This window comes from Streptomyces sp. NBC_00076, from assembly GCF_045041235.1.
In the GTDB taxonomy this organism is placed as follows: domain Bacteria; phylum Actinomycetota; class Actinomycetes; order Streptomycetales; family Streptomycetaceae; genus Streptomyces.
On the sequence record NZ_CP108242.1, the window covers coordinates 7082517 to 7106572 of the forward strand.

Below are 24056 nucleotides of genomic sequence, written 5' to 3' on the forward strand. Positions count from 1 at the left end.
GACCGGGCACGCTGAAGGGTCACCTGGCAGGCGGAAGGTCACCAGGTGGGGTGGAAGGTCACCAGCCGGGTGGGGTGGAAGGTGACCAGCCGGTTCGGAGTGCGGACGGGCGCGGTGTCAGGGCAGCGAGCCTGCGCGCTCGCCGTCGAGGAGGGGGGCCAGCAGGTCGCCGTGGTCCTGTACGCGGGGGGCGATGTCCGGGGCCTGGAAGGCCAGCTGTGCGGGGGTGCCGCACTCCTCGACCTCCGTCCAGGTCACCGGTGCCGACACCAGCGGCTCGGCCCGGGCCCGCAGGGTGTACGGCGTGGCCGTGGTCTTGCGGGCGGCGTTCTGGCTCCAGTCGACGAACACCTTCCCCGGCCGGAGGCTCCGCGTCATCCGGTGGACGACGAGCCGGGGAAGCGCCCGCTCCGCCTCCACCGCCAGCTGCTTGGCGTAGTCCGACACCTGATCGGACGAGCTCTGCCGGACCGCCGCCAGTAGGTGCAGGCCCTTCGAGCCGGCGGTCTTAGGGAACGCCTCGATCCCGTCCGCCGCGAGCCGCTCCCGCAGCCAGAGCGCGACCTCGCAGCACTCGACGATCGTCGCCGGCGCACCCGGATCGAGGTCGAACACGATCCGGTCGGCCTCGCCGGGCGCGTCGATCAGCCACTGGTGGGTGTGGAACTCGGTGACCAGGTTCGCCGCCCACATCAGGCTCGCCAGGTCCTGCACCAGCACCATCCGGGACGGCCCCTCGGAGCGGGGCACCTCGGCGGTGGTGACCCAGTCGGGCGTACCCGGCGGGATGTTCTTGGTGAAGAACACCTCGCCCTCCGGGCCGTCCGGATAGCGCAGGAAGGACACCGGCCGGTCACGCAGGTGGGGCAGCAGAACCTCGGCGGTGGTCGCGTAGTAGTGGAGCACCTCGCCCTTGGTGAAGCCGGTCGCGGGATACAGCACCTTCTCCAGATTGCTGAGCGCGAGCCTTCGCCCCTCCACCTCAGTGATCGGCGTCATACGATGAGAATCCCAGACATTTATCTGAAAGTGGATGTAACTCATCGCAAACCGATCGAAAGGGTGCTGCACGTGCGATCCATCTGGAACGGCGCCATCTCGTTCGGCCTGGTCAGCATCCCGATCAAGCTGGTGAACGCGACCGAAAGCCACTCGATCTCCTTCCGCCAGATCCACACGGAGGACGGCGGCCGTATCCGTTACCGCAAGGTGTGCGAACTGGACGACCGCGAGGTCACCCAGTCGGAGATCGGCAAGGGCTACGAGGACGCGGACGGCACGATCATCCCGATCACCGACGAGGACCTGTCCCACCTGCCGCTCCCGACGGCCAAAACGATCGAGATCGTGGCCTTCGTGCCGGCCGACCGGATCGACCCGCTCCAGATGGACGCCGCGTACTACCTCGCGGCGGGCGGCGCTCCCGCCGCCAAGCCGTACACCCTGCTGCGCGAGGCACTCAAGCGCAGCCAGAAGGTCGCCATCGCCAAGTACGCCCTCCGTGGCCGGGAACGCCTCGGCATGCTGCGCGTCGTGGACGACGCCATCGCCCTGCACGGACTGCTGTGGCCGGACGAGGTCCGCGCCCCCGAGGGTCTCGCCCCCGACACGAAGGTCACCGTCAACGACAAGGAACTCGACCTCGCGGACGCCCTCATGGACACCCTCGGTGAGATCGACCTGGACGACCTGCACGACGAGTACCGCGAGGCCCTGGAGGAGGTCGTCGCCGCGAAGGCCGCCGGGGAGGCCCCGCCCGAGGCGCCCGAACCGGCGAAGGGCGGCAAGGTCCTCGACCTGATGGCCGCCCTGGAGAAGAGCGTGCGGGACGCCAAGGAGGCGCGTGGGGAGGAGGCGGCGCCCGAGGAGTCCGCGGAGGTCAGACAGCTGCCGGCCCGCAAGTCGGCGCGGGCGACCCCCAAGCAGGCGGGCGGCAAGAAGTCGACGTCGACAGCGAAGAAGACCGCCGCGAAGAAGACGACGGCGGCGGCGAAGAAGACGACGGCGAAGTCGGCGCAGGGGGCCAAGAAGACGGCGTCGGCCGGCAGCACGACGAAGAAGGCGGCGAAGAAGACGACGGCCGCGAAGAAGACGGCGGCGAAGAAGACCGCGGCCCGCAAACGAACCGCATGACCCGCGCACCGCGCGCACGGATTGACCCGCGCACCGAGTGACGCGCACCGGGTCGCCCCACGCACCGCACGACCTGCCTACCGCGTGCCCCACGTGCCCCGCGCGCACCGCTTGACCTGCGTACCGCGTACCCGGCGCGCGTCGCTTGACCCGCGCACACCGCTCGACCTGCGTACCGCGTCAGCGGCGTGCCCGCGGCCGCAGGTCGCGTCGGCAGCCCGTCGCGCGCTGTCGTCCCGTCAGCCGAGAACCTTGGCGGACTCGATGATCACGGGCTGGGTGGGCACGTCCTGGTGGCCGCGGCTGCTGCCCGTGCGCACGTTCTTGATCTTGTCCACGACGTCCTGGCCCTCGCTGACCCGGGCGAAGACGGTGTAACCCCATCCGCTCGGCGTCTTCGCCGTGTAGTTGAGGAACTCGTTGTCGGAGACATTGACGAAGAACTGCGCGGTCGCCGAGTGCGGGTCGCTGGTGCGCGCCATCGCCACGGTGTACGCGGCGTTCTTCAGCCCGTTGTCGGCCTCGTTCGGAACCGGCGCCAGGGTGGGCTTCTGCGCCATCTCCGCGGTGAATCCACCGCCCTGCACCATGAAGCCGTCGATCACGCGGTGGAAGATCGTGCCGTCGTAGTGGCCGTTACGGACGTACGTCAGGAAGTTCTCGACGGTCTTGGGGGCCTCGGCATCATGAAGTTCGAGAACGATACGGCCGAAGTTCGTGGTCAGCTCGACGCTGGACATGTAATTCGTCCCTTTCTGGCGGGTCTTGGCCGCAGTATCTTGTCACACAGCCCCCACCGCGCCCGGCGGCCGGGCTGACCAGACACCTTGCTGGACGCCTCACCGGACGTCTCACCGGACGCCGCGCCTGACATCCGACCGGACGTCAGGCGGCCCCCTCCAAGGAGCTCTTGGCGGCAGTCCCGTCCGGCTGGACCGGGGCCGGCCGAGGTCCGGGCAGCAGCACCAGCGCCACACCGACGGCGAGTCCCACCGCGGGCAGCACCGGGAACCGCCCGTCCTGCGTGAACCCCTGTACCGCGAACCGGCTCAGCACGGCGACACACGCGACCAGCCCCAGCCACAGTGTCCAGGCCCGGCGCGGACCGGCGTCCGGACGGACCCGTTCGTACGCGGCCGACAGCCCCCGTTCCAACGGCCGCAGCGCCGACAGCACCCCGGCCATGACGGCCCCGAGCACCAGCAGCCACGGCACCCGCAGCCCCCACCACGCCGCGGACCCGTACGCCGGCTCGGGCGCGAGGCCGGTCAGGTAGAACGCGCCGGCGATCACCAACACCGGCAGCATGTGCCACAGATACAGGGTCATGCTGGCGCCGGCCACCGAGCGCACCGGCCGCCACACCCGCTCCCGCGCCAGCCCCCGCCGCACCGCGGGCGCCACCAGCAGACACGCCCCGACCTGCGCCACCGCCCACGCAAGCATCGCCGCCGAGGGCGGATCGGTGTTGCCGGGCTGCTGCCCCCTCACCAGGATCAGACTGACGGGGAAGGGGCCGGGGCCGACCAGCAGCGCGAAGGCCAGCCCGCCGCCCGAGGCCAGCAGGGCGGGCACCGCCCGGCCCCTGCCCAGCAACCCGTCCCGCCAGCAGAACCCCAGCTGGTAGGCGACGCCCCACACGAGCACGTAGTTGAGCGGCCCGACGTACGACAGGCCCCCCGCGACCACGACGGCATCGGTGACCAGCGCGACCGCGCCCATCACGACCGGAACGCGCGGCCCCCAACGCCGATGTGCCGTGTGCAGCACGGGCGTCAGCGCGCCGAGCACGAGATACACCGGCAGAAACCAGAACTGCATGGCCATGGCCCACCCGACGAGCGACAGGGTGTACGGATCCACGCCCACGCCCGCCGCGATGCCCACGGCGAGCAGTACGAGCCCGCTGTACGCACCCGCCGGAAGCAGCAGCCGCACCGACCGTCGCCGCACCCACCCCGTGGCCGTACCGCCCGACGCCCGCTCCCGCTCCCAGGAGCCGGCCGCTCCGTGGCCACCGGCCAGGAAGAACAGCGGCATGATCTGGAACACCAGGGTCAGCCACTGGGTCCAGGGCACGACCGCGAGCAACTCCGGCGCGTCGATCTCCCCGTCGGATCCGTGCACCAGGCCGGTGATCAGCCAGTGCCCGAACACCACGAGCACGATCGCCCAGGCGCGCAGGGAGTCGACGTACCGGTCTCTGTCCATACGTCGTGATGCTGCCGATTCACCCGCGCCATCGAGCCGAAAAGACCGTGCCGCAACCAACCCGTGCCCGGCCCGACACCGGACCACCCGGGCTGTGCTGCCATCAGGTCATGGACGGCGTGAACGGCATGGACGGCGTGAACGGCATGGACGGCGCCGGGGGTGAGTCGAGGAGCGGGCCGGGCCGGGCCCGAGACCATAGGACGACCGGCCCACTCCTCCCGCGTCCGCCCGCTCAGGTCGCCTTCAGCCCACCCGAGCAGGGGGCACCTGGCTCCGGGGTCTGCGCGCCCTGGACGTACTTGCCGAGGAACTTTTGAACCCTGGGGTCGGACGCGCTGAAGACCGTGAGCTGACGGCCCCAGGCCGAGAGCATGACCGCCCCGGCCTGGTCCTTTTCGGGGCTCATCAGCGTGTACGGCGTACTGCCCACCTTGTCGGCGAGCTTCTTCACGTCGGCGTCAGACGCCTTGTCGTTGTACGTGATCCACACCGCCCCGTGTTCGAGCGAGTGGACGGCGTTCTCGTGCGCGACGGCCTTGGTGTAGACGGTGCCGTCGCAGGTCATCCACGCCTGGTGGTGATCACCGCCGACGGGCGGCTTCATCGGGTACGAGACGGTGCTGGTCACATGGTTGCGGCCGAGCTTCTTGGCCTCCCACGTCTTCTCGCCGCGCACCGGCTCCTTCGCCGCGGCGGCCTGCTGCTCCTCCTTCTCGTTGGCGCTGTTGAGCGCGTATGCGCCCCAGCCGACGAGCCCGGCGACGATCACCGTACTGAGACCGATGGTGAGGATCCGGTTGCGCCGCTCGCGGGCTCGCTCGGCCCGGCGCATCTCCTCTATCCGCTCCTTGCGGGCCGAAGAGGCCGCCTTCTTGCTGGTCTTGCTCATGGGTACGTCCTTCTCCCCGCCGCGCGGTGCGATGACGCGGCGGTACGTGGGTGCAGGGGTGACGAGGGCCCGCGTGGGTGAGCGGGAGTCCGCCTACGTCCGCTGCACCTGAAGGACGTGCAGATCGGGAGCGCCCCGGCTGGGCGGAGGGCCGGGCCAGACCCGCCCTTCCGCGGCGGCAGGGCGCGGCAGCCGGGGGAGGAGGGCCGACAGCGCCTGGACGGTGCCGGGGAGCGTCGTCCGTACGGGATGCAGGGCTGCGTGCTGGGACCGGGTCCAGCACGGAGTGCCCGCGGGACAGTCGTGCGGGTGCTCCGCGGCTACGACGCGGTGGGCGCCCTGGGCGCGGGGCTGATCCCCTGCGCGCTGGTCGACGCTGCCGCGCCCCGCCGACACCTGCGTGCCGATCGCGGCTGCCGAAGCCGAGCCGCCGGAAGCCCGTCGCTGTTCTTGCGCCTGCGTCTGCGTCTGCGTCTGTTGCCGTGCCTGTTGCTCCGCCTGTTCCCGGTGCCCCGCGTCCGCGCACACCACCAGCGAGCCGAGCAGCACACCCATCACACCCAGCACACCCAGCACACCCCAGAGCAACGCGAGGAACGCCCCCCGCGCCCCGCGCTGCTCCGTCCGGCTGTTCATCACGGAGATGTTATGCGGTACCTGTGCACCCCGTCCTCGGTGACCGGGCGACCGCCCGCGGTGGACAGCAGTGGAACGGTTCGGTGTCCGTCTGCGTCGTCCCTCACCGGGGCACGGTGGCCGTGCCCCGGAAGAGGGGAGACCGAGTGCATACGGGCGACTTCGCCAAGTGGACAACGCGGTTCGAGGACGAGCGCGAGCGCAGACGCGCCCAGGGTGATCCGGACTGGGGGCGAAGCGCGACACTGCATCCGGCGGTGTGGGCCAGCATCCAGCGCTTCCAGGTCGGCGAGGACGGCGACGGCGCCAACCTCGTCGGCAAAGCGGACCAGGCCGGCGATGCCGACTACGCGCAGGCGGTCCGGCTCTTCATAGCCGAGGAGCAGAACCACGCACGTCTCCTTGCCCGGCTGCTGGCCGCCGGGGGCATGCCGACGTTGTCCGGCCACTGGAGCGACACGGTCTTCGTACGGCTGCGGCGTCTCATGGGCCTACGCATGGAACTGCTGGTGCTGATGATCGCGGAAGTGGTGGCGCTGCGTTACTACCGGGCGCTGCGCGACGGCACCGACGACTCGCTCACCGCGGACGTGGCAGGGCGGATCCTGTCCGACGAGCAGCGTCACGTCCCGTTCCACTGCGAGCGACTGCACGCCTCTCTCGCAGAGCTGCCCCGCGCAGTGCGCCGCCCGGTGATGGCCCTGTGGCGACTTCTTCTGCTCGCGGCCTGTCTCGTCGTCGCCGCCGACCACGGTCCGGCACTGCGCCGACTCGACCTCGGGCGCCTGCGTTTCGTGGCCGATGTCATGACCTCGTCCCGCACGGTGGTCGCCGCGGTGCTGGTGCCCCGCCCGGACGCATCGAGGCAGGCTGGGGCGTAGGGCAGGCGACCTGAAACAGGGGCCGGCTGATGAACGGCTGAAGCGGTACGCCGAGACGGGCACGCCCATCATGTCGGACTGCTCATGTCGGACTGCTCATGTCGGACAGCGACGACGTCAGAGGTCCTTGGCGGGCCAGTCCAGCAGTCGCGCGCCGATGACCGCCGTCTGGAGCATGTAACGGTGGGCCGGATCGGCGGGGTTGGCACCGGTGAGTTTGTGGATGCGCTCCAGCCGGTAGGTCAGCGCGCGCACGCTGAGGGTGAGGCGGCGGGCGGCCTCGGCGGCCACGCATCCTGCGCCACACCTGCGTCACGAGGTGGCTGAATGCCGGCGTCCCCGTGGCCGAGGTCGCCAGTCGGGTCCGCAACTCGCCCGAGGTGATCCACCGTGTCTACGAGGGGTGCATCTACGGCCAAGAGGAGCTCATGAATAAGAAGATCGAACAGGAACTCGACTGGCCTGGAGGTGAGTGACGCCAGAGCGGGCAGGTGCGGGTACTTCCATGCGATGGCTGCGAGTGCGCGGTGGTAGTCGGCTCACCGCGGTCCACGGATCGGCCGCTATCCGCAGCGCAATCCGGTCCCACATCACATCAGTGATCACGAATCGGATGTATGGATCCAATCAGGTCACCAACCGATCAAAGAGGCACACTCTAATACCAGACGGTCAGGATGTCGGCCTGGCGAACCTCGGCGTCGTCGTCCTCTTTATAGAGGATCGTCCAGGGCTTGGTGGATCGATCCGGCTCGCCCGCCGCGCTGCCGATCAGGGGACCTGTTCCCTTCTGGCAGCGCCAGTTGACTCGTTGGTTGGCCACGGTGGACGTTGCTCCGCCGGCGAAGCTGCAGCGAAGCGTGACCCCGCCCTTCGGCGTTTTGATCTCCAAAGCCCACGGCTCGGGCTTCGGTTTTTCGCTGCTCGGCGGGGCGTGCGCCGTCACCTTGCTGATCACGGTCACCTCCGGGTCCCATGGGGAGCGGAGGCAAGCAACGGTGAGTGCATGCGACCAGCAGGGATCGAAGAGCTCGCCAGCAGTGACGCATCTCAGCGCCTCTGGATCGGCGGAGAAAACGGAGTTGGTCGGGCATTCACCGGTCTGCACCTTGCGCGCAGCCCTGTACTTGGGTTGGAGGTTCCCGTTCTCGGCGAAAGGCAGGATGTACCGCTTGCTGGTGGGGCTTGGAGGGTTCGACGGTCCGTCATCGTTGAGCAATCCGCTCAGCCAGGCCACGAGAACGCCGCTGATCACCGCAGCTACCACGCCGGCGAGCCACTTCCATACGGCATGCTTCCTCGGTGCCGCTGAACCACTAGGGGAAGACTCGCTATCGGCTGCATCCGTCACAGCAGACACCATCGCCCATGCGTCGTGCCCAAAGCTGTATTTCCGGTCATGCCTGACAAAAGTGCCGCCGCCCAGGCTACTAGCCAGGGAGACCGAATCTGGTTCGGTGAAGGAGCGGGCCTCGATGAGTAGAAGCCTCAGTAAGGCGACCTCCCGCCGAACGCTGCGCACCTGATGGCGTCAGGCATCTATCGCAGGTCTATCGCGATCAGCGCGTAGCAACGACAAGGAGCCGGACCCAGTGAGACTGGGTCCGGCTCTTGATGTCTGGCACTTCAGCAGGTCAGCGGGATGATCACGCTGTTCCGGCTTCTGTGCCCCCGGCAGGATTCGAACCTGCGCACACGGCTCCGGAGGCCGTTGCTCTATCCCCTGAGCTACGGGGGCGTGTCGGCGGCTGAGCGCTTGCTCGCGGCGACGGGTAGAACACTACCAGCTCCGTCAGGGTGTTCAGGAACGGGTTTTGTGGGGTCGGGCGAGGCCACGTCGTCGCTCGTGGGGCGGTTGCTGGGGCTCGGCGTGGAGAGAGTCGCTCGCTCTGAGGGGGAGTAGGGGTCGACGTGGAGGAGGGGCGCCCGCGCGGGGTGGACGTGGGCCCTACGCGGGGGAGGGCGCAGGGTGGACGTGGGGCTGGCGTGGAGGAGGGTTGCCCGCACGGGGTGGAACACGGGGTGGAAGTGGGGAAAACCCGGACGCGGTGGCCGGTCCCGACCTACTCTCGAGTTGTGTCAGGCGCGTCTGGCCGGGTGCTTGTTGTGGACGACAACAAGGTCATCCGGCAGCTGATCAGGGTCAATCTCGAACTGGAGGGTTTCGAGGTGGTGACCGCGGCCGATGGTGCCGAGTGTCTGGATGTCGTTCATCAGGTTCGGCCCGATGTGATCACCCTCGATGTCGTCATGCCTCGCCTCGACGGGCTCAGGGCAGCGGCCCGGCTGCGTTCCGATCCGCGCACACGCCATCTGCCAATCGCCATCGTCAGCGCGTGCACGCAGTACGAGGTCGAGACCGGGCTCGACTCCGGTGTCGACGCATTCCTCGCCAAGCCCTTCGATCCTGCCGAACTCGTGCGTCTCGTACGGCAGTTGATCGCGGAGGGGAGGGGTAGGGGTGTCGCGGACGGGTCTACGGAGGGGCATACGGAGGAGTCCGCGTTCGACGGCATTCTCGGGACCGCCGGAGAGGCCGAGCCTGCCGAGAGGGCCGGGCGGGCCGGCGGCTGATCGATCTTGTCGCCATCACCGTCGGCGGCAACTGGAATCGGCAACCGTGTCGGCACCGGCACCGGCACCGGCACCGGCGAAGGCTCGGTGGGGTTCTGTGCCTGCCGGCGGCTGACACCGGCGGCTACACCGGCAGGAACTACTGCCCGTCCGACCAGTCCTGTCACATCACCTCCCGGCCTGCCCCGCGCCCACCTCGCCCTCACCCTGTCCGCGTTCCCCGCCCGCGCTCTCCGTCCCCACCGTCCACATCCCGGACCCCACTCAAATCAGCTCGCCCACCCACCCCCCTCCTCCCCTACGCTGGCCCCGTGACCCCCGTCGAGCTCTCCCGTACCGTGCTGCGCGCGGTGCGTCGGGCTGTGGACGTGGGGGAGCTGAGCGTGACCGTTCCGGAGCGGGCCGTGGTGACGGTGCCGGGGCCCGGGGGCTGTGGGGACTACGCCACCAACATCGCCCTTCAGCTGGCGCGGTCGGCCGAGCGGACTCCCCGGTACGTCGCCGAGATCCTCCGAGGCCATCTGCTCAGTGACGACGCCACCGACGCCACCGAAGCCACGGACGACGGCACCACCGACGCCACCACCCACGGCGTCGACCACCTCAGCACCACCAGCCCCATCGCCGACGTCGTCATCACCGGCCCCGGCTTCCTGAACATCCGCCTCCGCGGCACCGCTTCCGCCGCCCACGTCGACGAGATCCTGCGGAAGGGGCAGAAGTACGGGCACGGCGACGCGCTCACCGGGCGGCTCCATCGACTGCACGCCGCCCACGAGGTCCGGGCGCTCGTCGTCGCCGACGCCACCGCACGCCTCCTGCGCGCCCAGGGCGCACTCGTCCGCGTCACCTGTGAGGCCCGCCCCGCCCGCCCCGAGCCGGAGTGGGAGATGGGTCTCGGCGTCCACGTCGACGCGTACGCCATCCCGGACCGCCAGGCCGCAATCCCCGCCGAGCGCCCGCTCGAGCCCCCGGTGGGGTCCCCGGCCCCCCTCGAAATCGATGTGCGTCCCGTCCCCGCCCCCGCCGACCCGACCCCCCTCGGCCGTGACGCCGCCCGCTGGGCCCTCCTCCACCCAGCCGCCCACGACCGGCCCCGGATCAGCGACGAGCACCTCGTCCAGCGCGAGAGCAACCCGCTCTTCCGTGTCCGCTACGCCCACGCCCGCACCCGGGCCGTCGGCCGCAACGCCGCCGACCTCGGTTTCCACGCCGAACCCGGCGACGTACCGGAAGACCTGACGGGCGTCCTCGCCGACCACCCCCGAATCCTCGCCGCGGCCGCCGCGCACCGCGCCCCGGACCGTCTCGCCCGGCACCTCGTCACCGTCGCCGATGCCGTCCTTCCCTTTCTCCTCACCGTCCTTCCGCGCGGCGAGGAGAAACCCTCGGCCGCCCACCGTGCCCGGCTCGCTGTTGCCGAAGCCGCCGGGACGGTGCTGGCCGGTGGCCTGACCCTGCTCGGCATCGACGCACCTGATCACCTGTGAGACAGCGCACAGAGACGCAAAGAGACGCACAGAGAGTCCACGAAGAGCCATGAGTCGTTCCGCACACCCCGCCGGGCCCCGTCACGCCGATGTGTATCCCGAGGGGCACTACTCCGCCCCGCCCGCCGACCTCAACGCCCTCGACCCGAAGGTGTGGGCCCAGACCGTCGGTCGTGACCAGGGCGGCGTCGTCACCGTCGGCGGCGTCGACGTGAAGAGCCTCGCCGAACAGCACGGCACCCCCGCCTACATCGTCGACGAGGCCGACTTCCGCGCCCGGGCACGGGCGTGGCGCGGTGCCTTCGGGGCCGACGCCGACGTCTTCTACGCCGGCAAGGCGTTCCTGTCCCGGGCCGTGGTCCGCTGGCTGCACGAGGAAGGGCTCAACCTCGACGTCTGTTCCGGCGGCGAACTCGCCACCGCCCTCTCGGCCGGCATGCCCGCCGACCGCATCGCCTTCCACGGCAACAACAAGTCGTCGGAGGAGATCCAGCGGGCCGTCGAGGCCGGTGTCGGGCGGATCGTTCTCGACTCCTTCCAGGAGATCGTCCGCGTCGCCCACATCGCCCAGTCGCTCGGCATCCGGCAGCGCGTGCAGATCCGTGTCACCGTCGGAGTGGAGGCGCACACGCACGAGTTCATCGCCACCGCCCACGAGGACCAGAAGTTCGGCATTCCGCTCGCGGGCGGGCAGGCCGCCGAGGCCGTACGGCGTGCGCTGCAGCTGGACGGGATCGAGGTGATCGGGATCCACAGCCACATCGGGTCCCAGATCTTCGACATGTCCGGCTTCGAGGTCGCCGCCCACCGGGTCGTCGGGCTGCTGAAGGACATCCGCGACGAGCACGGGGTCGAGCTGCCGGAGATCGACCTCGGTGGCGGGCTCGGCATCGCGTACACGAGCGACGACGACCCCAGCGAGCCCCACGAGATCGCCAAGGCGCTCACCGAGATCGTCACCCGTGAGTGCGAGGCCGCCAGGCTGCGCACGCCCCGTATCTCCGTCGAACCCGGGCGGGCCATCGTCGGTCCCACCGCCTTCACGCTGTACGAGGTCGGCACCATCAAGCCCCTCGACGGACTGCGGACGTACGTCTCCGTCGACGGCGGCATGTCCGACAACATCCGTACCGCGCTGTACGACGCCGAGTACAGCGTCGCCCTGGTCTCCCGCACCTCCGACGCGGAGCCGATGCTCGCCCGCGTCGTCGGCAAGCACTGCGAGAGTGGGGACATCGTCGTGAAGGACGCGTTCCTGCCGGCCGACCTGGCACCGGGTGACCTGATCGCCGTACCGGCGACGGGTGCGTACTGCCGGTCGATGGCCAGCAACTACAACCACGTGCTGCGGCCGCCCGTCGTGGCGGTCAACGACGGCGAGTCCCGCGTCATCGTCCGGCGGGAGACGGAGGAGGACCTGCTGCGCCTCGACGTCGGGTGATCCACCTGGAAAGCGTCGGGTGAATCCACCTGGAGCGTCGGGTGATCCGCCCGGACGACACGGGGCGGAAGATCTCCTGTCTTCCGCCCCCGTACAAATGAAATAGATGTCTCACGATCCGGACATGGGATAGAAAGTCCCGTCCGGTGAGTGAGACTGGAGCAACCGTAGACGGTATGAGGAAACGAGGTCGGATGATGCGTACGCGTCCGCTGAAGGTGGCGCTGCTGGGCTGTGGAGTGGTCGGCTCAGAGGTGGCGCGCATCATGACGACGCACGCCGACGACCTCGCCGCCCGGATCGGCGCCCCCGTGGAGCTGGCAGGCGTGGCGGTCCGCCGGCCCTCCAAAGTCCGGGACGGCATCGACCCCGCCCTCGTCACCACCGACGCGACCGCCCTCGTCAAACGCGGCGACATCGACGTGGTGGTGGAGGTCATCGGGGGGATCGAGCCCGCCCGTACGCTCATCACCACCGCCTTCGAGCACGGCGCCTCCGTCGTCTCCGCCAACAAGGCGCTGCTCGCCCAGGACGGCGCCGCCCTCCACGCCTCCGCCGAGGACCATGACGCGGACCTCTACTACGAGGCCGCCGTCGCCGGCGCGATCCCGCTGATCCGGCCGCTGCGCGAGTCCCTCGCCGGCGACAAGGTCAACCGGGTGCTCGGCATCGTCAACGGCACCACCAACTTCATCCTCGACAAGATGGACACCACGGGGGCGGGGTACCAGGAGGCCCTCGACGAGGCCACCGCGCTCGGGTACGCCGAGGCCGACCCCACCGCCGACGTCGAAGGTTTCGACGCCGCCGCCAAGGCCGCCATCCTCGCCGGGATCGCCTTCCACACGCGGGTGCGTCTCGACGACGTCTACCGCGAGGGCATGGCCGAGGTCACCTCCGCCGACTTCGCCTCGGCGAGGGAGATGGGCTGCACCATCAAGCTGCTCGCCATCTGCGAGCGGGCCGCGGACGGCGCGTCCGTCACCGCGCGCGTGCACCCCGCGATGATCCCGCTGTCCCACCCGCTGGCCTCCGTGCGCGGCGCGTACAACGCCGTGTTCGTCGAGTCCGACGCCTCCGGCCAGCTGATGTTCTACGGCCCCGGTGCCGGCGGCGCCCCCACCGCCTCCGCCGTGCTGGGCGACCTCGTCGCCGTCTGCCGCAACCGGCTCAACGGCGCCACCGGACCCGGCGAGTCCGCCTACGCCGCGCTGCCCGTCTCGGGCATGGGCGAGGTCGTCACGCGGTACCACATCAGCCTCGACGTGGCGGACAAACCGGGAGTTCTCGCCCAGGTTGCCACCGTGTTCGCCGAGCACGGCGTGTCGATCGATACGGTTCGCCAGCAGGGGAAGGACGGCGAGGCGTCCCTCGTCGTCGTCACGCACCGCGCGTCCGACGCCGCCCTGGGCGGCGTCGTCGAGGCGTTGCGCAAGCTCGACACCGTGCGTGGTGTCGCCAGCATCATGCGGGTTGAAGGAGAGTAACCAGCAATGACCCACCAGTGGCGCGGAATCATCGAGGAGTACCGGGAGCGGCTGCCGGTATCCGACACCACGCCGGTCGTGTCGCTCCGCGAGGGCGGTACGCCCCTCGTCCCCGCGCAGGTGCTCTCCGAGCGCACCGGCTGCGAGGTCCACCTCAAGGTGGAGGGTGCCAACCCCACCGGCTCCTTCAAGGACCGCGGCATGACCATGGCCATCACGCGGGCCAAGGAGGAGGGCGCGAAGGCGGTCATCTGCGCCTCCACCGGCAACACGTCCGCCTCCGCCGCCGCGTACGCGGTGCGCGCGGGCATGGTCTGCGCCGTGCTCGTTCCGCAGGGCAAGATCGCGCTCGGCAAGATGGGCCAGGCCCTCGTGCACGGCGCGAAGATCCTCCAGGTCGACGGCAACTTCGACGACTGCCTCACCCTGGCCCGCGCGCTGAGCGACAACTACCCGGTGGCGCTGGTGAATTCGGTCAACCCGGTGCGCATCGAGGGTCAGAAGACGGCCGCCTTCGAGATCGTGGACATGCTCGGCGACGCGCCCGACATCCACGTCCTCCCGGTCGGCAACGCGGGCAACATCACCGCGTACTGGAAGGGGTACAAGGAGTACGCCGCCGACGGCATCGCCGCGAAGACCCCCCGTATGTGGGGTTTCCAGGCGTCCGGCAGTGCTCCGATCGTGCGCGGCGAGGTCGTCAAGGACCCGTCGACCATCGCGACCGCCATCCGGATCGGCAACCCCGCGTCCTGGCAGTACGCCCTGGCGGCGCGGGACGAGTCGGGCGGCTCCATCGACGAGGTGACGGACCGTGAGATCCTGCGTGCCTACCGGCTGTTGGCCGCTCAGGAGGGTGTCTTCGTCGAGCCGGCGTCCGCCGCGTCCGTCGCCGGTCTGCTGAAGGCCGCCGAGCAGGGCAAGGTCGATCGGGGACAGAAGATCGTGTGCACCGTCACCGGCAACGGCCTCAAGGACCCCGACTGGGCCGTCGCGGGCGCCCCGCAGCCGGTCACCGTCCCGGTCGACGCGGCGACGGCCGCCGAGCGCCTGGGCCTTGTCTGACCTGAGGGACGACCTGAGGGACGACCTGAGGGACGACCTGTGCGATGACCTCTGGGGACGGGTAACCGTCAGAGGGGGTGCACAGGGGGCTTACGACACGCATCGTGCGCCTCCTGTGCGCCCTATGTCGCCACAGAACCTTCCTTCGATAGGCTGTACCGAACCCGCCCGCCGCATATGCCTCGCATACGGCCGGGTGCCGCGCCGTCTCCGCGGCCCGGAAGCGGTCCCACGGTTCCCAGAGGTCCCCAGGACCTCATGCACGTATCGAACGTCTTCGACAGTTCCGCAGCTCAAGGAGAGTCATCGAGCGATGGCCGGTCCAGCTTTCCGCGCCGCCGCCGTCCGGGTGCGCGTCCCCGCCACCAGCGCCAACCTCGGTCCGGGCTTCGATGCCCTCGGCCTGTCGCTGGGGCTCTACGACGACGTGGTCGTCCGGGTGGCCGACTCCGGGCTGCATGTCGACATCGCGGGAGAGGGCAGCGAGACGCTCCCCCGTGACGAGAACCACCTTCTCGTACGGTCCTTGCGCACCGCCTTCGACCTGCTGGGCGGGCAGCCGCGCGGCCTGGAGATCGTCTGCGCGAACCGTATTCCGCACGGCCGTGGCCTGGGGTCCTCCTCGGCCGCCATCTGCGCAGGCATCGTCGCCGCGCGCGCCGTGACCATAGGCGGCGACTCCCGGCTCGACGACGCGGCGCTCCTGGAGCTCGCCACCGAGATCGAGGGCCACCCCGACAATGTGGCGGCCTGTCTGCTCGGCGGTTTCACGCTCTCCTGGATGGAGGCCGGAGCCGCCCGGGCGATCAGGATGGAGCCCGCCGATTCCATCGTTCCGGTGGTTTTCGTGCCCGGTAGGCCGGTCCTGACGGAGACCGCGCGCGGACTGCTGCCACGCACCGTGCCGCACGTCGACGCCGCCACCAACGCGGGCCGGGCGGCCCTGCTCGTCGAGGCCCTGACCAGGCGCCCCGAGCTGCTGCTGCCCGCCACCGAGGACCGGCTCCACCAGGAGTACCGCGCACCGGCCATGCCGGAGAGTACGGCGCTGGTGGAGCGGCTGCGGGCCGACGGAGTCCCGGCAGTGATCTCCGGTGCGGGACCGACGGTACTGGCCCTCGTCGACGAGGACAGTGCCGACAAGGTCGCCCATCTGGCGGGCGAGGGCTGGGCCGCGAACCGGCTCAAGCTCGACCCCCGGGGCGCGGGCGTGATGCCGCTCGCGACCGCCGGGGACGTGTGACGCGACAGGTGGAATCCGGCGGCGCTCGCCGGATTTCGAGAGGGGGAATGTTTGTTGGATCCGGTAGTGTTAACCTCAAGTCTGCACCCGACCCCACCATGGCGAGGTGCTTCGTGTCCCCGTCCGGGACAGACATCCTTCCGGGAGCCTCCCAAGCCGCACTGTGTTGAGTACGCCGTACGCGGGCAGTACGTCGTACGGCAGCACTGAGCGACTTGCCGGGCACGCTCCGGAACCGGTGCGACCAAGCAAAGTGACACAGACACTCAGTGCCACGGCTTTCGGAAGCGCCGTCATCACATTCCTCCGCCGCTTAGGCGGACCACCGCCCCGGCAGGGTCCACACAGCAAGGACCACTGTCGGACAGCACAAACGGTCGCCGAGCCAGACAGGCCGACGTCCGCTCCAGGGAAGGACCCTTCGTGAGCGACACCACCGATCTGATGGGCGCACGTGTCGAGGAGACCGCTGCCGCGCCCGCCACGGACGCCTCCGCGCCTGCCACCGGTGCCGGCTCCCGGCGGCGCCGCGGTACCGGCCTCGACGGCATGGTGCTGGCCGAGCTGCAGCAGGTCGCATCCGGCCTCGGCATCAGGGGCACCGCGCGTATGCGCAAGAGCCAGCTGATCGAGGTCATCAAGGAGGCGCAGGCGGGTGGGGGCGCCCCGGCCGCGACGGCCGACGTCGCCGAGACCAAGCCGAAGCGCCGGGCCACCTCCAAGGCCCGTACCGGCGACGACACCGCGTCGGTCGCCGAGAAGAAGGCGGCCGCCAAGGCCGAGGCGCCCGCCGAGAAGGCCGTGGCCCAGCAGCAGATCGAGATTCCCGGCCAGCCGGCCGGCGGCCCCTCCCGTGGCGAAGCCGAGCGTGGGGGAGACGACGCTCCCGTGGAGCGCCGCCGTCGCCGTGCCACCGCCGAGGCCGGCAGCCCCGAGACGGTCGTCGCCGAGGCCAAGAGCGAGTCCAAGGCCGAGGCGCCCGCACAGACGCAGCCGCAGGGCGACACCAAGGGCGGCGACGCCGATGGTGCCGACGGCCGCCGTCGCGACCGCCGTGAGCGCGGCCGGGACCGCGACCGCGACCGCCGTGGCGGCAAGGGCGACGAGCAGCAGGGCGGCCAGGGCGGCCAGGGCGGTGGCCAGCAGCGCCAGGACCGTCAGGACCGCCAGGACCGTCAGCAGCAGGGCGGCGGACGGCAGGACCGCCAGGACCGCCAGCGTGACAACGGCCCGCAGGACGACGACGACTTCGACGGCGGGCGCCGGGGCCGCCGCGGCCGTTACCGGGACCGTCGTGGCCGCCGTGGCCGTGACGACGTGGCGCCCGAGCCGCAGCTCAACGAGGACGACGTCCTGATCCCCGTCGCGGGCATCCTGGACATCCTCGACAACTACGCCTTCATCCGTACGTCGGGCTACCTGCCCGGCCCCAACGACGTGTACGTCTCCCTCGCCCAGGTCCGCAAGAACGGCCTGCGCAAGGGCGACCACGTCACCGGTGCCGTGCGTCAGCCCAAGGAGGGCGAGCGCCGCGAGAAGTTCAACGCGCTGGTCCGCCTGGACTCCCAGAACGGCATGGCGCCCGAATCCGGGCGCGGGCGGCCGGAGTTCAACAAGCTGACGCCGCTGTACCCGCAGGACCGGCTCCGCCTGGAGACCGACCCGGGCGTGCTGACCACCCGCATCATCGACCTCGTCGCGCCGATCGGTAAGGGCCAGCGCGGTCTGATCGTGGCCCCGCCGAAGACCGGCAAGACCATGATCATGCAGGCGATCGCCAACGCGATCACGCACAACAACCCCGAGTGCCACCTGATGGTCGTCCTGGTCGACGAGCGTCCGGAAGAGGTCACCGACATGCAGCGGTCGGTCAAGGGCGAGGTCATCTCCTCGACCTTCGACCGCCCGGCCGAGGACCACACCACGGTCGCCGAGCTCGCCATCGAGCGTGCCAAGCGTCTGGTGGAGCTGGGCCACGACGTCGTCGTGCTGCTCGACTCGATCACGCGTCTGGGCCGTGCGTACAACCTCGCCGCGCCCGCCTCCGGCCGCATCCTGTCCGGTGGTGTCGACTCGACCGCCCTGTACCCGCCGAAGCGCTTCTTCGGTGCGGCCCGCAACATCGAGGACGGCGGCTCGCTGACCATCCTCGCCACCGCGCTGGTGGACACCGGGTCCCGCATGGACGAGGTCATCTTCGAGGAGTTCAAGGGCACCGGCAACGCCGAGCTCAAGCTCGACCGGAAGCTCGCCGACAAGCGCATCTTCCCGGCGGTGGACGTCGACGCGTCCGGCACCCGTAAGGAAGAGATCCTGCTCGGCAGCGACGAGCTCGCCATCACCTGGAAGCTGCGCCGGGTGCTGCACGCGCTCGACCAGCAGCAGGCGATCGAGCTGCTGCTCGACAAGATGAGGCAGACGAAGTCGAACGCCGAGTTCCTGCTGCAGATCCAGAAGACGACGCCGACGCCGGGCAACGGTGACTAGTCGCCCTCGGGTATGACGAAGGGCCGTCCCTGGCACGGGGGCGGCCCTTCGTGCTGCGCGGGATCGCACTCACCCGAACCGCTCGGTAACCCGGTCGTGGGCGAGACCTTTGCCACAAGGATCTTGGTGGATGGCGATTTCCCGCCGTGCCGCATCTTTGGCCGAAACTGCAGGTGAACGGTGTTTGACCGGAAGTATCCGTTACGCGTCGTGGTGGCCGGGCCACAGGGCGATCACAGTGCGTTGTGCAACCCTTTCCCGAGTTCCGCCGTCTGACCAGGCGGAGCGACGATGGTGCGGTACGGGTCCTCCGCGACCGCGCCTGACCCTGAAAGCAGGGGGTAACCGACCGGACGAGATTCGAGGAGCACATGTCCGCCGAGAGCACGCCGGAACCCGGCATACCGGGAGACGCCGGCACCACAGGCCGCCACCGAGCCAAGGGCAGCCGCCGCAAGCCCCGTGGAAAACGCAAGGGTGTCCTGGTCATGGCCTGGACCGCGGCGGGCATCGTCGTACTGGGCGGCACCGGAGCCGGCTATCTGTACTTCAAGCTCAACGGCAACATCAAGAGCGTCGACATCGACTCCGTCCTCGGCACCGACCGCCCCACCAAGGCCGACAACGGCTCCGAGAACATCCTCGTCCTCGGCTCGGACACCCGCTCCGGCAGCAACAAGAAGCTCGGCGGCGGCACCGACGACGGCAGCGCGCGCTCCGACACCGCGATGGTCGTCCACGTCTACGAGGGCCACAAGAAGGCCAGCGTGGTCTCCATACCGCGCGACACCGTCATCGAGCGCCCCGAGTGCACCGACGCCAAGGGCGTCGAGCACGACGCCGCGTCCGGCGTGATGTTCAACTCCGCCTACTCCACCGGCGGTGCGGCCTGCGCGGTGAAGACCGTCGAGTCCCTCAGCGGCATCCGCATGGACCACTACCTGGAGGTCGACTTCAGCGGTTTCCAGAAGCTCATCGACGAGCTCGGCGGGGTCGAGGTCACCACCACCAAGGCCATCAAGGACCCCGACAGCCACCTCGACCTGAAGGCCGGCAGGCACGAGCTCGACGGTGAGCAGGCCCTCGGCCTGGTCCGCACCCGGCACGGCGTCGGCGACGGCTCCGACCTCGGCCGCATCCAGCTCCAGCAGGCCTTCATCAAGGCACTGATCAACCAGGTCAAGCACGTCGACCTGTTCGGCAACCCCAAGAACCTGTACAACCTCGCCAACACCGCGACGAAGACCGTGACGACCGACTCCGACCTCGGCTCGGTCAACTCGCTCATGTCGTTCGCCGGCGGTCTCAAGGGCATCAGCTCCTCGAACATGGAGATGGTCACGATGCCGGTCCAGTACGACCCGGCCGACCCGAACCGCGTGATCGTCCAGAAGAGCAAGGCCAAGCAGGTGTGGACGGCTCTGGAGAACGACCGGGCGATCCCGAAGTCGGCCACGAAGGGCAACGCCAAGGGTGACGCCGCAGGCGTCGTGACCTCGTCCTAGCCGGAGGTATGTGCGCCCCCGCAGGCCCTGGGGAATAGAACGGCACCTCCCCCGGTTTTGGGGGATGCGCCCAGTCCTGGCAGACTGGTACGTCGGTCCCGGTTCACGCTTCCGCATCGTGCGGTCGCGACCCGGCGCCCTCCCGAAACTAGGAGACACCTTGAAGCGCGACATCCACCCCGAGTACGTCGAGACGCAGGTCAGCTGCACCTGTGGCGCGTCGTTCACCACCCGTAGCACGATCTCCAGCGGTGCCATCCGTGCCGACGTCTGCTCCGAGTGCCACCCGTTCTACACGGGCAAGCAGAAGATCCTCGACACCGGTGGCCGTGTGGCCCGCTTCGAGGCCCGCTTCGGCAAGGCCGCCGGCTCGAAGAAGTAGCGAGCCCCAATTCGCCGGTCCACGGTCGCGCCCCTTTTCCGGGCGCACCGGGACCGGCGTTTTTGGTCGCCCGCCGTTCCCTTCACCGCAGTATCAGGAGCCCAAGATGTTCGAGGCCGTCGAGGAACTCGTCGCCGAGCACGCCGACCTGGAGACGAAGCTCGCCGACCCGTCGGTCCACTCCGACCAGGCCAACGCCCGCAAGCTGAACAAGCGTTACGCCGAGCTCACCCCGATCGTCGCCACGTTCCGCTCCTGGAAGCAGACCGGCGACGACATCGAGACCGGGCGCGAGTACGCGGCCGTCGACTCCGACTTCGCTGCCGAGGTCAAGGAGCTGGAGAAGCAGCGCGAGGAGCTGACCGAGAAGCTGCGTCTGCTGCTCGTACCGCGCGATCCCAGCGACGACAAGGACGTCATCCTCGAGATCAAGGCGGGCGCGGGCGGCGACGAGTCCGCCCTGTTCGCCGGCGACCTGCTGCGGATGTACCTGCGCTACGCCGAGCGGGTCGGCTGGAAGACCGAGATCATCGACGCCACCGAGTCCGAGCTGGGCGGCTACAAGGACGTCCAGGTCGCCGTGAAGACCAAGGGCGGCCAGGGTGCCACCGAGCCCGGCCAGGGCGTCTGGGCCCGCCTGAAGTACGAGGGCGGGGTGCACCGCGTGCAGCGCGTGCCCGCGACCGAGTCCCAGGGCCGTATCCACACCTCCGCGGCCGGTGTCCTCGTCACGCCCGAGGCGGAGGAGGTCGACGTCGAGATCAACGCGAACGACCTCCGCATCGACGTCTACCGCTCCTCCGGGCCCGGCGGCCAGTCGGTCAACACGACCGACTCCGCGGTGCGTATCACGCACGTTCCCACCGGAGTCGTCGCCTCCTGCCAGAACGAGAAGAGCCAGCTGCAGAACAAGGAGCAGGCGATGCGTATCCTGCGCTCCAGGCTGCTCGCAGCGGCGCAGGAGGAGGCGGAGCGGGAGGCCGCCGACGCCCGCCGCAGCCAGGTCCGCACCGTCGACCGCTCCGAGAAGATCCGCACGTACAACTTCCCGGAGAACCGCATCTCGGACCACCGCGTCGGCTTCAAGTCGTACAACCTGGACCAGGTCCTGGACGGCGAGCTCGACGCGGTGATCCAGGCCTGCGTCGACGCGGACTCGGCAGCGAAGCTGGCGGCCGCGTGAGCGCGTAAGGACGTATAAACGCGTAAGGACGTACCCACGCACGAGTACGACACGGAGGACCTGCGTGCAGCAATCATTTGGGGGGCGACCCCCAAACCCCCGAGGCGTGCTGCTCGCTGAGGTAGCCCAGGCCACCCAGCGGCTGGCCGACGCCGGCGTGCCCTCGCCGCGCAACGACGCGGAGGAGCTCGCCGCGTTCGTGCACGGCGTGAAGCGGGGCGAGCTGCACTCCGTGAAGGACTCGGACTTCGACGCCCGCTACTGGGAGGTCATCGCCCGGCGCGAACAGCGCGAGCCGCTCCAGCACATCACCGGGCGGGCCTTCTTCCGCTACCTGGAACTCCAGGTCGGGCCCGGCGTGTTCGTCCCGCGTCCGGAGACCGAGTCCGTCGTCGGGTGGGCCATAGACGCCGTCCGCGCGATGGACGTCGTCGAGCCGCTGATCGTCGACCTGTGCACCGGCTCCGGCGCGATCGCGCTGGCCCTCGCCCAGGAGGTCCCGCGCTCCCGGGTGCACGCCGTGGAGCTGTCCGAGGACGCCCTGCGGTGGACGCGCAAGAACATGGAGGGGTCCAGGGTCGATCTGCGTCAGGGCAACGCCCTGGACGCCTTCCCGGACCTCGACGGCCAGGTCGACCTGGTCATCTCCAACCCGCCGTACATCCCGCTCACCGAATGGGAGTACGTCGCTCCCGAGGCGCGGGACTACGACCCCGAACTCGCCCTGTTCTCGGGGGAGGACGGCCTCCACCTGATCCGCGGCATCGAGCGCACCGCGCACCGGCTGCTGCGTCCCGGCGGCGTCGTCGTCATCGAGCACGCCGACACCCAGGGCGGCCAGGTGCCGTGGATCTTCACCGAGGAACGGGGCTGGGCCGACGCGGCCGACCACCCCGACCTCAACAACCGCCCGCGCTTCGCGACCGCCCGCCGGGCGACCCCTTGAGAACTCCCGTGAGACCCCCGCAGACTCTCGACCCGCAGCTGTACGTGTACTTCGTGTACGAGGAGGCCCGCTAGACATGGCTCGGCGATACGACACCAATGACGCGACCGACCGCACGACCGGTCTGCGGGAAGCCGCGTCCGCCGTCCGCCGTGGCGAGCTCGTGGTGCTGCCGACCGACACGGTGTACGGCATCGGCGCCGACGCGTTCTCCTCGGAAGCGGTGCACGACCTGCTGGAGGCCAAGGGCCGCGGCCGCAACATGCCCACCCCTGTCCTCATCGGCTCCCCGAACACGCTGCACGGCCTGGTCACGGACTTCTCGGAGATGGCCTGGGAACTGGTCGACGCGTTCTGGCCGGGCGCGCTCACGCTGGTCGCCAAGCACCAGCCGTCCCTCCAGTGGGACCTCGGCGACACCCGTGGCACGGTCGCCGTCCGCATGCCGCTGCACCCCGTCGCCATCGAGCTGCTGACCGAGTTCGGCCCCATGGCGGTCTCCTCCGCGAACCTGACCGGCCACCCCGCGCCGGAGGACTGCGACGCCGCCCAGGAGATGCTCGGCGACTCCGTCTCCGTCTACCTGGACGGCGGTCCGACCCCGGGCAACGTGCCGTCCTCGATCGTCGACGTCACCCGCGAGGTTCCCCTGCTGCTGCGCGCGGGCGCGCTCTCCGCGGAGGAGCTCAGGAAGGTCGTACCCGACCTCGAGGTGGCGAATTGACGGCCCCTGACGCGGGGCGTGGCATATGGAACGGGGAAGAGACGCGGACCTTCACAGGTCTTCCGCGTGACAGCTTCCGCATCCTCCACGTCAGCACCGGCAACGTGTGCCGCTCGCCGATCACCGAGCGGCTGACCCGTCATGCCCTGGCGGACCGGCTCGGCGACCCCCTGTGGGGCGGGCTGATCGTGGAGAGCGCGGGCACCTGGGGCCACGAGGGCGCGCCCATGGAGGCCAACGCCGAGGCGGTCCTCGCCGACTTCGGCGCCGACGCCTCCGGCTTCACCGGCCGGGAACTGCTCGACGAGCACGTCATCATGGCCGACCTGGTCCTGACCGCGACCCGCGACCACCGCGCCCAGGTCATCTCCATGGGCCACTCGGCGGGCCTGCGCACCTTCACCCTGAAGGAGTTCACCCGCCTGGTGAAGGCCATAGACCCGGCGACCCTGCCGCCCCTGGAGGACGGCATGGTGGCCCGCGCCCGCGCCCTGGTCCGCGCGGCGGCGGCGCTCCGCGGGTGGCTGCTGGCCCCGACGGCGGAGGCGGACGAGGTCTACGACCCGTACGGAGCCCCGCTGCCGTTCTTCCGCTCGATCGGGGACGAGATAAACCAGGCGCTGGACCCGGTGGTGACGGCGCTGACAGGAGTGCCCGCGCGCACCTGACGTGGCGGGAGGCGGGCCGGGGAAGGGCACAACCGGCCGCCGGATCCGATGGTCACCGTCCTCACCGGCGTCTCCGGGAACGCGCGACAACCGAGCACCCCACCCGTC

21 protein-coding genes, 1 tRNA gene and 1 pseudogene are annotated in these 24056 nt (G+C 70.0%); 15 read left to right on the forward strand and 8 right to left on the reverse strand.

Going from position 1 to position 24056, the window contains the following annotated elements; genetic code table 11:
• Positions 1 to 117 precede the first annotated feature (117 nt).
• On the reverse strand, positions 118 to 999 hold the full coding sequence (gene ligD / locus OHA64_RS32395) for a non-homologous end-joining DNA ligase (protein WP_405619140.1): 882 nt from the start codon (positions 997 to 999) through the stop codon (positions 118 to 120).
• A 72-nt stretch (positions 1000 to 1071) separates the two neighbouring features.
• Between ligD and OHA64_RS32400 the strand changes: the two genes are divergently transcribed.
• Complete coding sequence (locus tag OHA64_RS32400; protein WP_405619142.1) at positions 1072 to 2133, forward strand: Ku protein; 1062 nt, start codon at positions 1072 to 1074, stop codon at positions 2131 to 2133.
• A 239-nt stretch (positions 2134 to 2372) separates the two neighbouring features.
• Here the strand turns inward: OHA64_RS32400 and OHA64_RS32405 are convergent, their stop codons facing one another.
• The 4 genes from OHA64_RS32405 to OHA64_RS32420 form a co-directional block, all read right to left on the reverse strand.
• The gene (locus OHA64_RS32405) at positions 2373 to 2873 is read right to left on the reverse strand and encodes a peptidylprolyl isomerase (RefSeq protein WP_405619144.1); all 501 of its coding nucleotides are present in this window, start codon (positions 2871 to 2873) and stop codon (positions 2373 to 2375) included.
• 145 nt (positions 2874 to 3018) lie between these two features.
• Positions 3019 to 4344, reverse strand: coding sequence for an acyltransferase (locus OHA64_RS32410; RefSeq protein WP_405619146.1), 1326 nt, complete (start codon positions 4342 to 4344; stop codon positions 3019 to 3021).
• Positions 4345 to 4579: 235 nt separating this feature from the next.
• Entirely contained in the window at positions 4580 to 5236 is a 657-nt protein-coding gene (locus OHA64_RS32415; RefSeq protein WP_405619148.1) for a DUF3105 domain-containing protein, read from the reverse strand.
• A gap of 93 nt (positions 5237 to 5329) precedes the next feature.
• Entirely contained in the window at positions 5330 to 5872 is a 543-nt protein-coding gene (locus OHA64_RS32420) for a hypothetical protein (protein WP_405619150.1), read from the reverse strand.
• A gap of 146 nt (positions 5873 to 6018) precedes the next feature.
• On the opposite strand from OHA64_RS32420, the gene OHA64_RS32425 reads away from it, so the two are divergent.
• Positions 6019 to 6753: a ferritin-like domain-containing protein gene (locus tag OHA64_RS32425; RefSeq protein ID WP_405619152.1), complete on the forward strand. Its 735-nt coding sequence runs from the start codon at positions 6019 to 6021 to the stop codon at positions 6751 to 6753.
• A 117-nt stretch (positions 6754 to 6870) separates the two neighbouring features.
• Here OHA64_RS32425 and OHA64_RS32430 read toward each other — a convergent pair.
• From OHA64_RS32430 to OHA64_RS32440, 3 genes and pseudogenes are all read right to left on the reverse strand, one after another.
• Positions 6871 to 7053 (reverse strand): annotated as a pseudogene (locus OHA64_RS32430) (helix-turn-helix domain-containing protein); the annotation flags it as partial.
• A 358-nt stretch (positions 7054 to 7411) separates the two neighbouring features.
• On the reverse strand, positions 7412 to 8104 hold the full coding sequence (locus OHA64_RS32435) for a hypothetical protein (RefSeq protein WP_405619154.1): 693 nt from the start codon (positions 8102 to 8104) through the stop codon (positions 7412 to 7414).
• Positions 8105 to 8419: 315 nt separating this feature from the next.
• Positions 8420 to 8491, reverse strand: a tRNA-Arg gene (locus OHA64_RS32440).
• Positions 8492 to 8781: 290 nt separating this feature from the next.
• Here OHA64_RS32440 and OHA64_RS32445 point away from each other — a divergent pair.
• The 13 genes from OHA64_RS32445 (at position 8782) to OHA64_RS32505 (ending at position 23948) form a co-directional block, all read left to right on the forward strand.
• Positions 8782 to 9327: a response regulator gene (locus OHA64_RS32445; RefSeq protein ID WP_405624213.1), complete on the forward strand. Its 546-nt coding sequence runs from the start codon at positions 8782 to 8784 to the stop codon at positions 9325 to 9327.
• A 311-nt stretch (positions 9328 to 9638) separates the two neighbouring features.
• On the forward strand, positions 9639 to 10817 hold the full coding sequence (gene nrtL, locus OHA64_RS32450; protein ID WP_405619156.1) for an ArgS-related anticodon-binding protein NrtL: 1179 nt from the start codon (positions 9639 to 9641) through the stop codon (positions 10815 to 10817).
• A gap of 49 nt (positions 10818 to 10866) precedes the next feature.
• Entirely contained in the window at positions 10867 to 12258 is a 1392-nt protein-coding gene (gene lysA / locus OHA64_RS32455) for a diaminopimelate decarboxylase (protein WP_405619158.1), read from the forward strand.
• Positions 12259 to 12455: 197 nt separating this feature from the next.
• The gene (locus OHA64_RS32460; protein ID WP_405624214.1) at positions 12456 to 13745 is read left to right on the forward strand and encodes a homoserine dehydrogenase; all 1290 of its coding nucleotides are present in this window, start codon (positions 12456 to 12458) and stop codon (positions 13743 to 13745) included.
• 6 nt (positions 13746 to 13751) lie between these two features.
• Positions 13752 to 14810, forward strand: a complete 1059-nt coding sequence (gene thrC, locus OHA64_RS32465) for a threonine synthase (RefSeq protein ID WP_405619160.1) — start codon at positions 13752 to 13754, stop codon at positions 14808 to 14810.
• 313 nt (positions 14811 to 15123) lie between these two features.
• The gene (thrB, locus tag OHA64_RS32470) at positions 15124 to 16053 is read left to right on the forward strand and encodes a homoserine kinase (RefSeq protein WP_405619162.1); all 930 of its coding nucleotides are present in this window, start codon (positions 15124 to 15126) and stop codon (positions 16051 to 16053) included.
• Between the two features lie 423 nt (positions 16054 to 16476).
• Positions 16477 to 18540, forward strand: a complete 2064-nt coding sequence (rho, locus tag OHA64_RS32475; RefSeq protein ID WP_405619164.1) for a transcription termination factor Rho — start codon at positions 16477 to 16479, stop codon at positions 18538 to 18540.
• A gap of 371 nt (positions 18541 to 18911) precedes the next feature.
• Positions 18912 to 20045: an LCP family protein gene (locus tag OHA64_RS32480; RefSeq protein WP_405619166.1), complete on the forward strand. Its 1134-nt coding sequence runs from the start codon at positions 18912 to 18914 to the stop codon at positions 20043 to 20045.
• 160 nt (positions 20046 to 20205) lie between these two features.
• The gene (gene rpmE, locus OHA64_RS32485; RefSeq protein ID WP_405619168.1) at positions 20206 to 20427 is read left to right on the forward strand and encodes a 50S ribosomal protein L31; all 222 of its coding nucleotides are present in this window, start codon (positions 20206 to 20208) and stop codon (positions 20425 to 20427) included.
• Between the two features lie 106 nt (positions 20428 to 20533).
• On the forward strand, positions 20534 to 21610 hold the full coding sequence (gene prfA / locus OHA64_RS32490) for a peptide chain release factor 1 (RefSeq protein ID WP_405619170.1): 1077 nt from the start codon (positions 20534 to 20536) through the stop codon (positions 21608 to 21610).
• 106 nt (positions 21611 to 21716) lie between these two features.
• Positions 21717 to 22556, forward strand: a complete 840-nt coding sequence (gene prmC, locus OHA64_RS32495) for a peptide chain release factor N(5)-glutamine methyltransferase (RefSeq protein WP_405619172.1) — start codon at positions 21717 to 21719, stop codon at positions 22554 to 22556.
• Between the two features lie 76 nt (positions 22557 to 22632).
• Positions 22633 to 23280 carry an L-threonylcarbamoyladenylate synthase gene (locus OHA64_RS32500; RefSeq protein ID WP_405619174.1) on the forward strand — a complete coding sequence of 216 codons (648 nt, stop codon included), beginning with the start codon at positions 22633 to 22635 and terminating at the stop codon, positions 23278 to 23280.
• On the forward strand, positions 23277 to 23948 hold the full coding sequence (locus OHA64_RS32505; RefSeq protein ID WP_405619176.1) for a protein-tyrosine-phosphatase: 672 nt from the start codon (positions 23277 to 23279) through the stop codon (positions 23946 to 23948). The genes OHA64_RS32500 and OHA64_RS32505 overlap by 4 nt, the downstream gene beginning before the upstream one ends.
• Positions 23949 to 24056 lie beyond the last annotated feature (108 nt).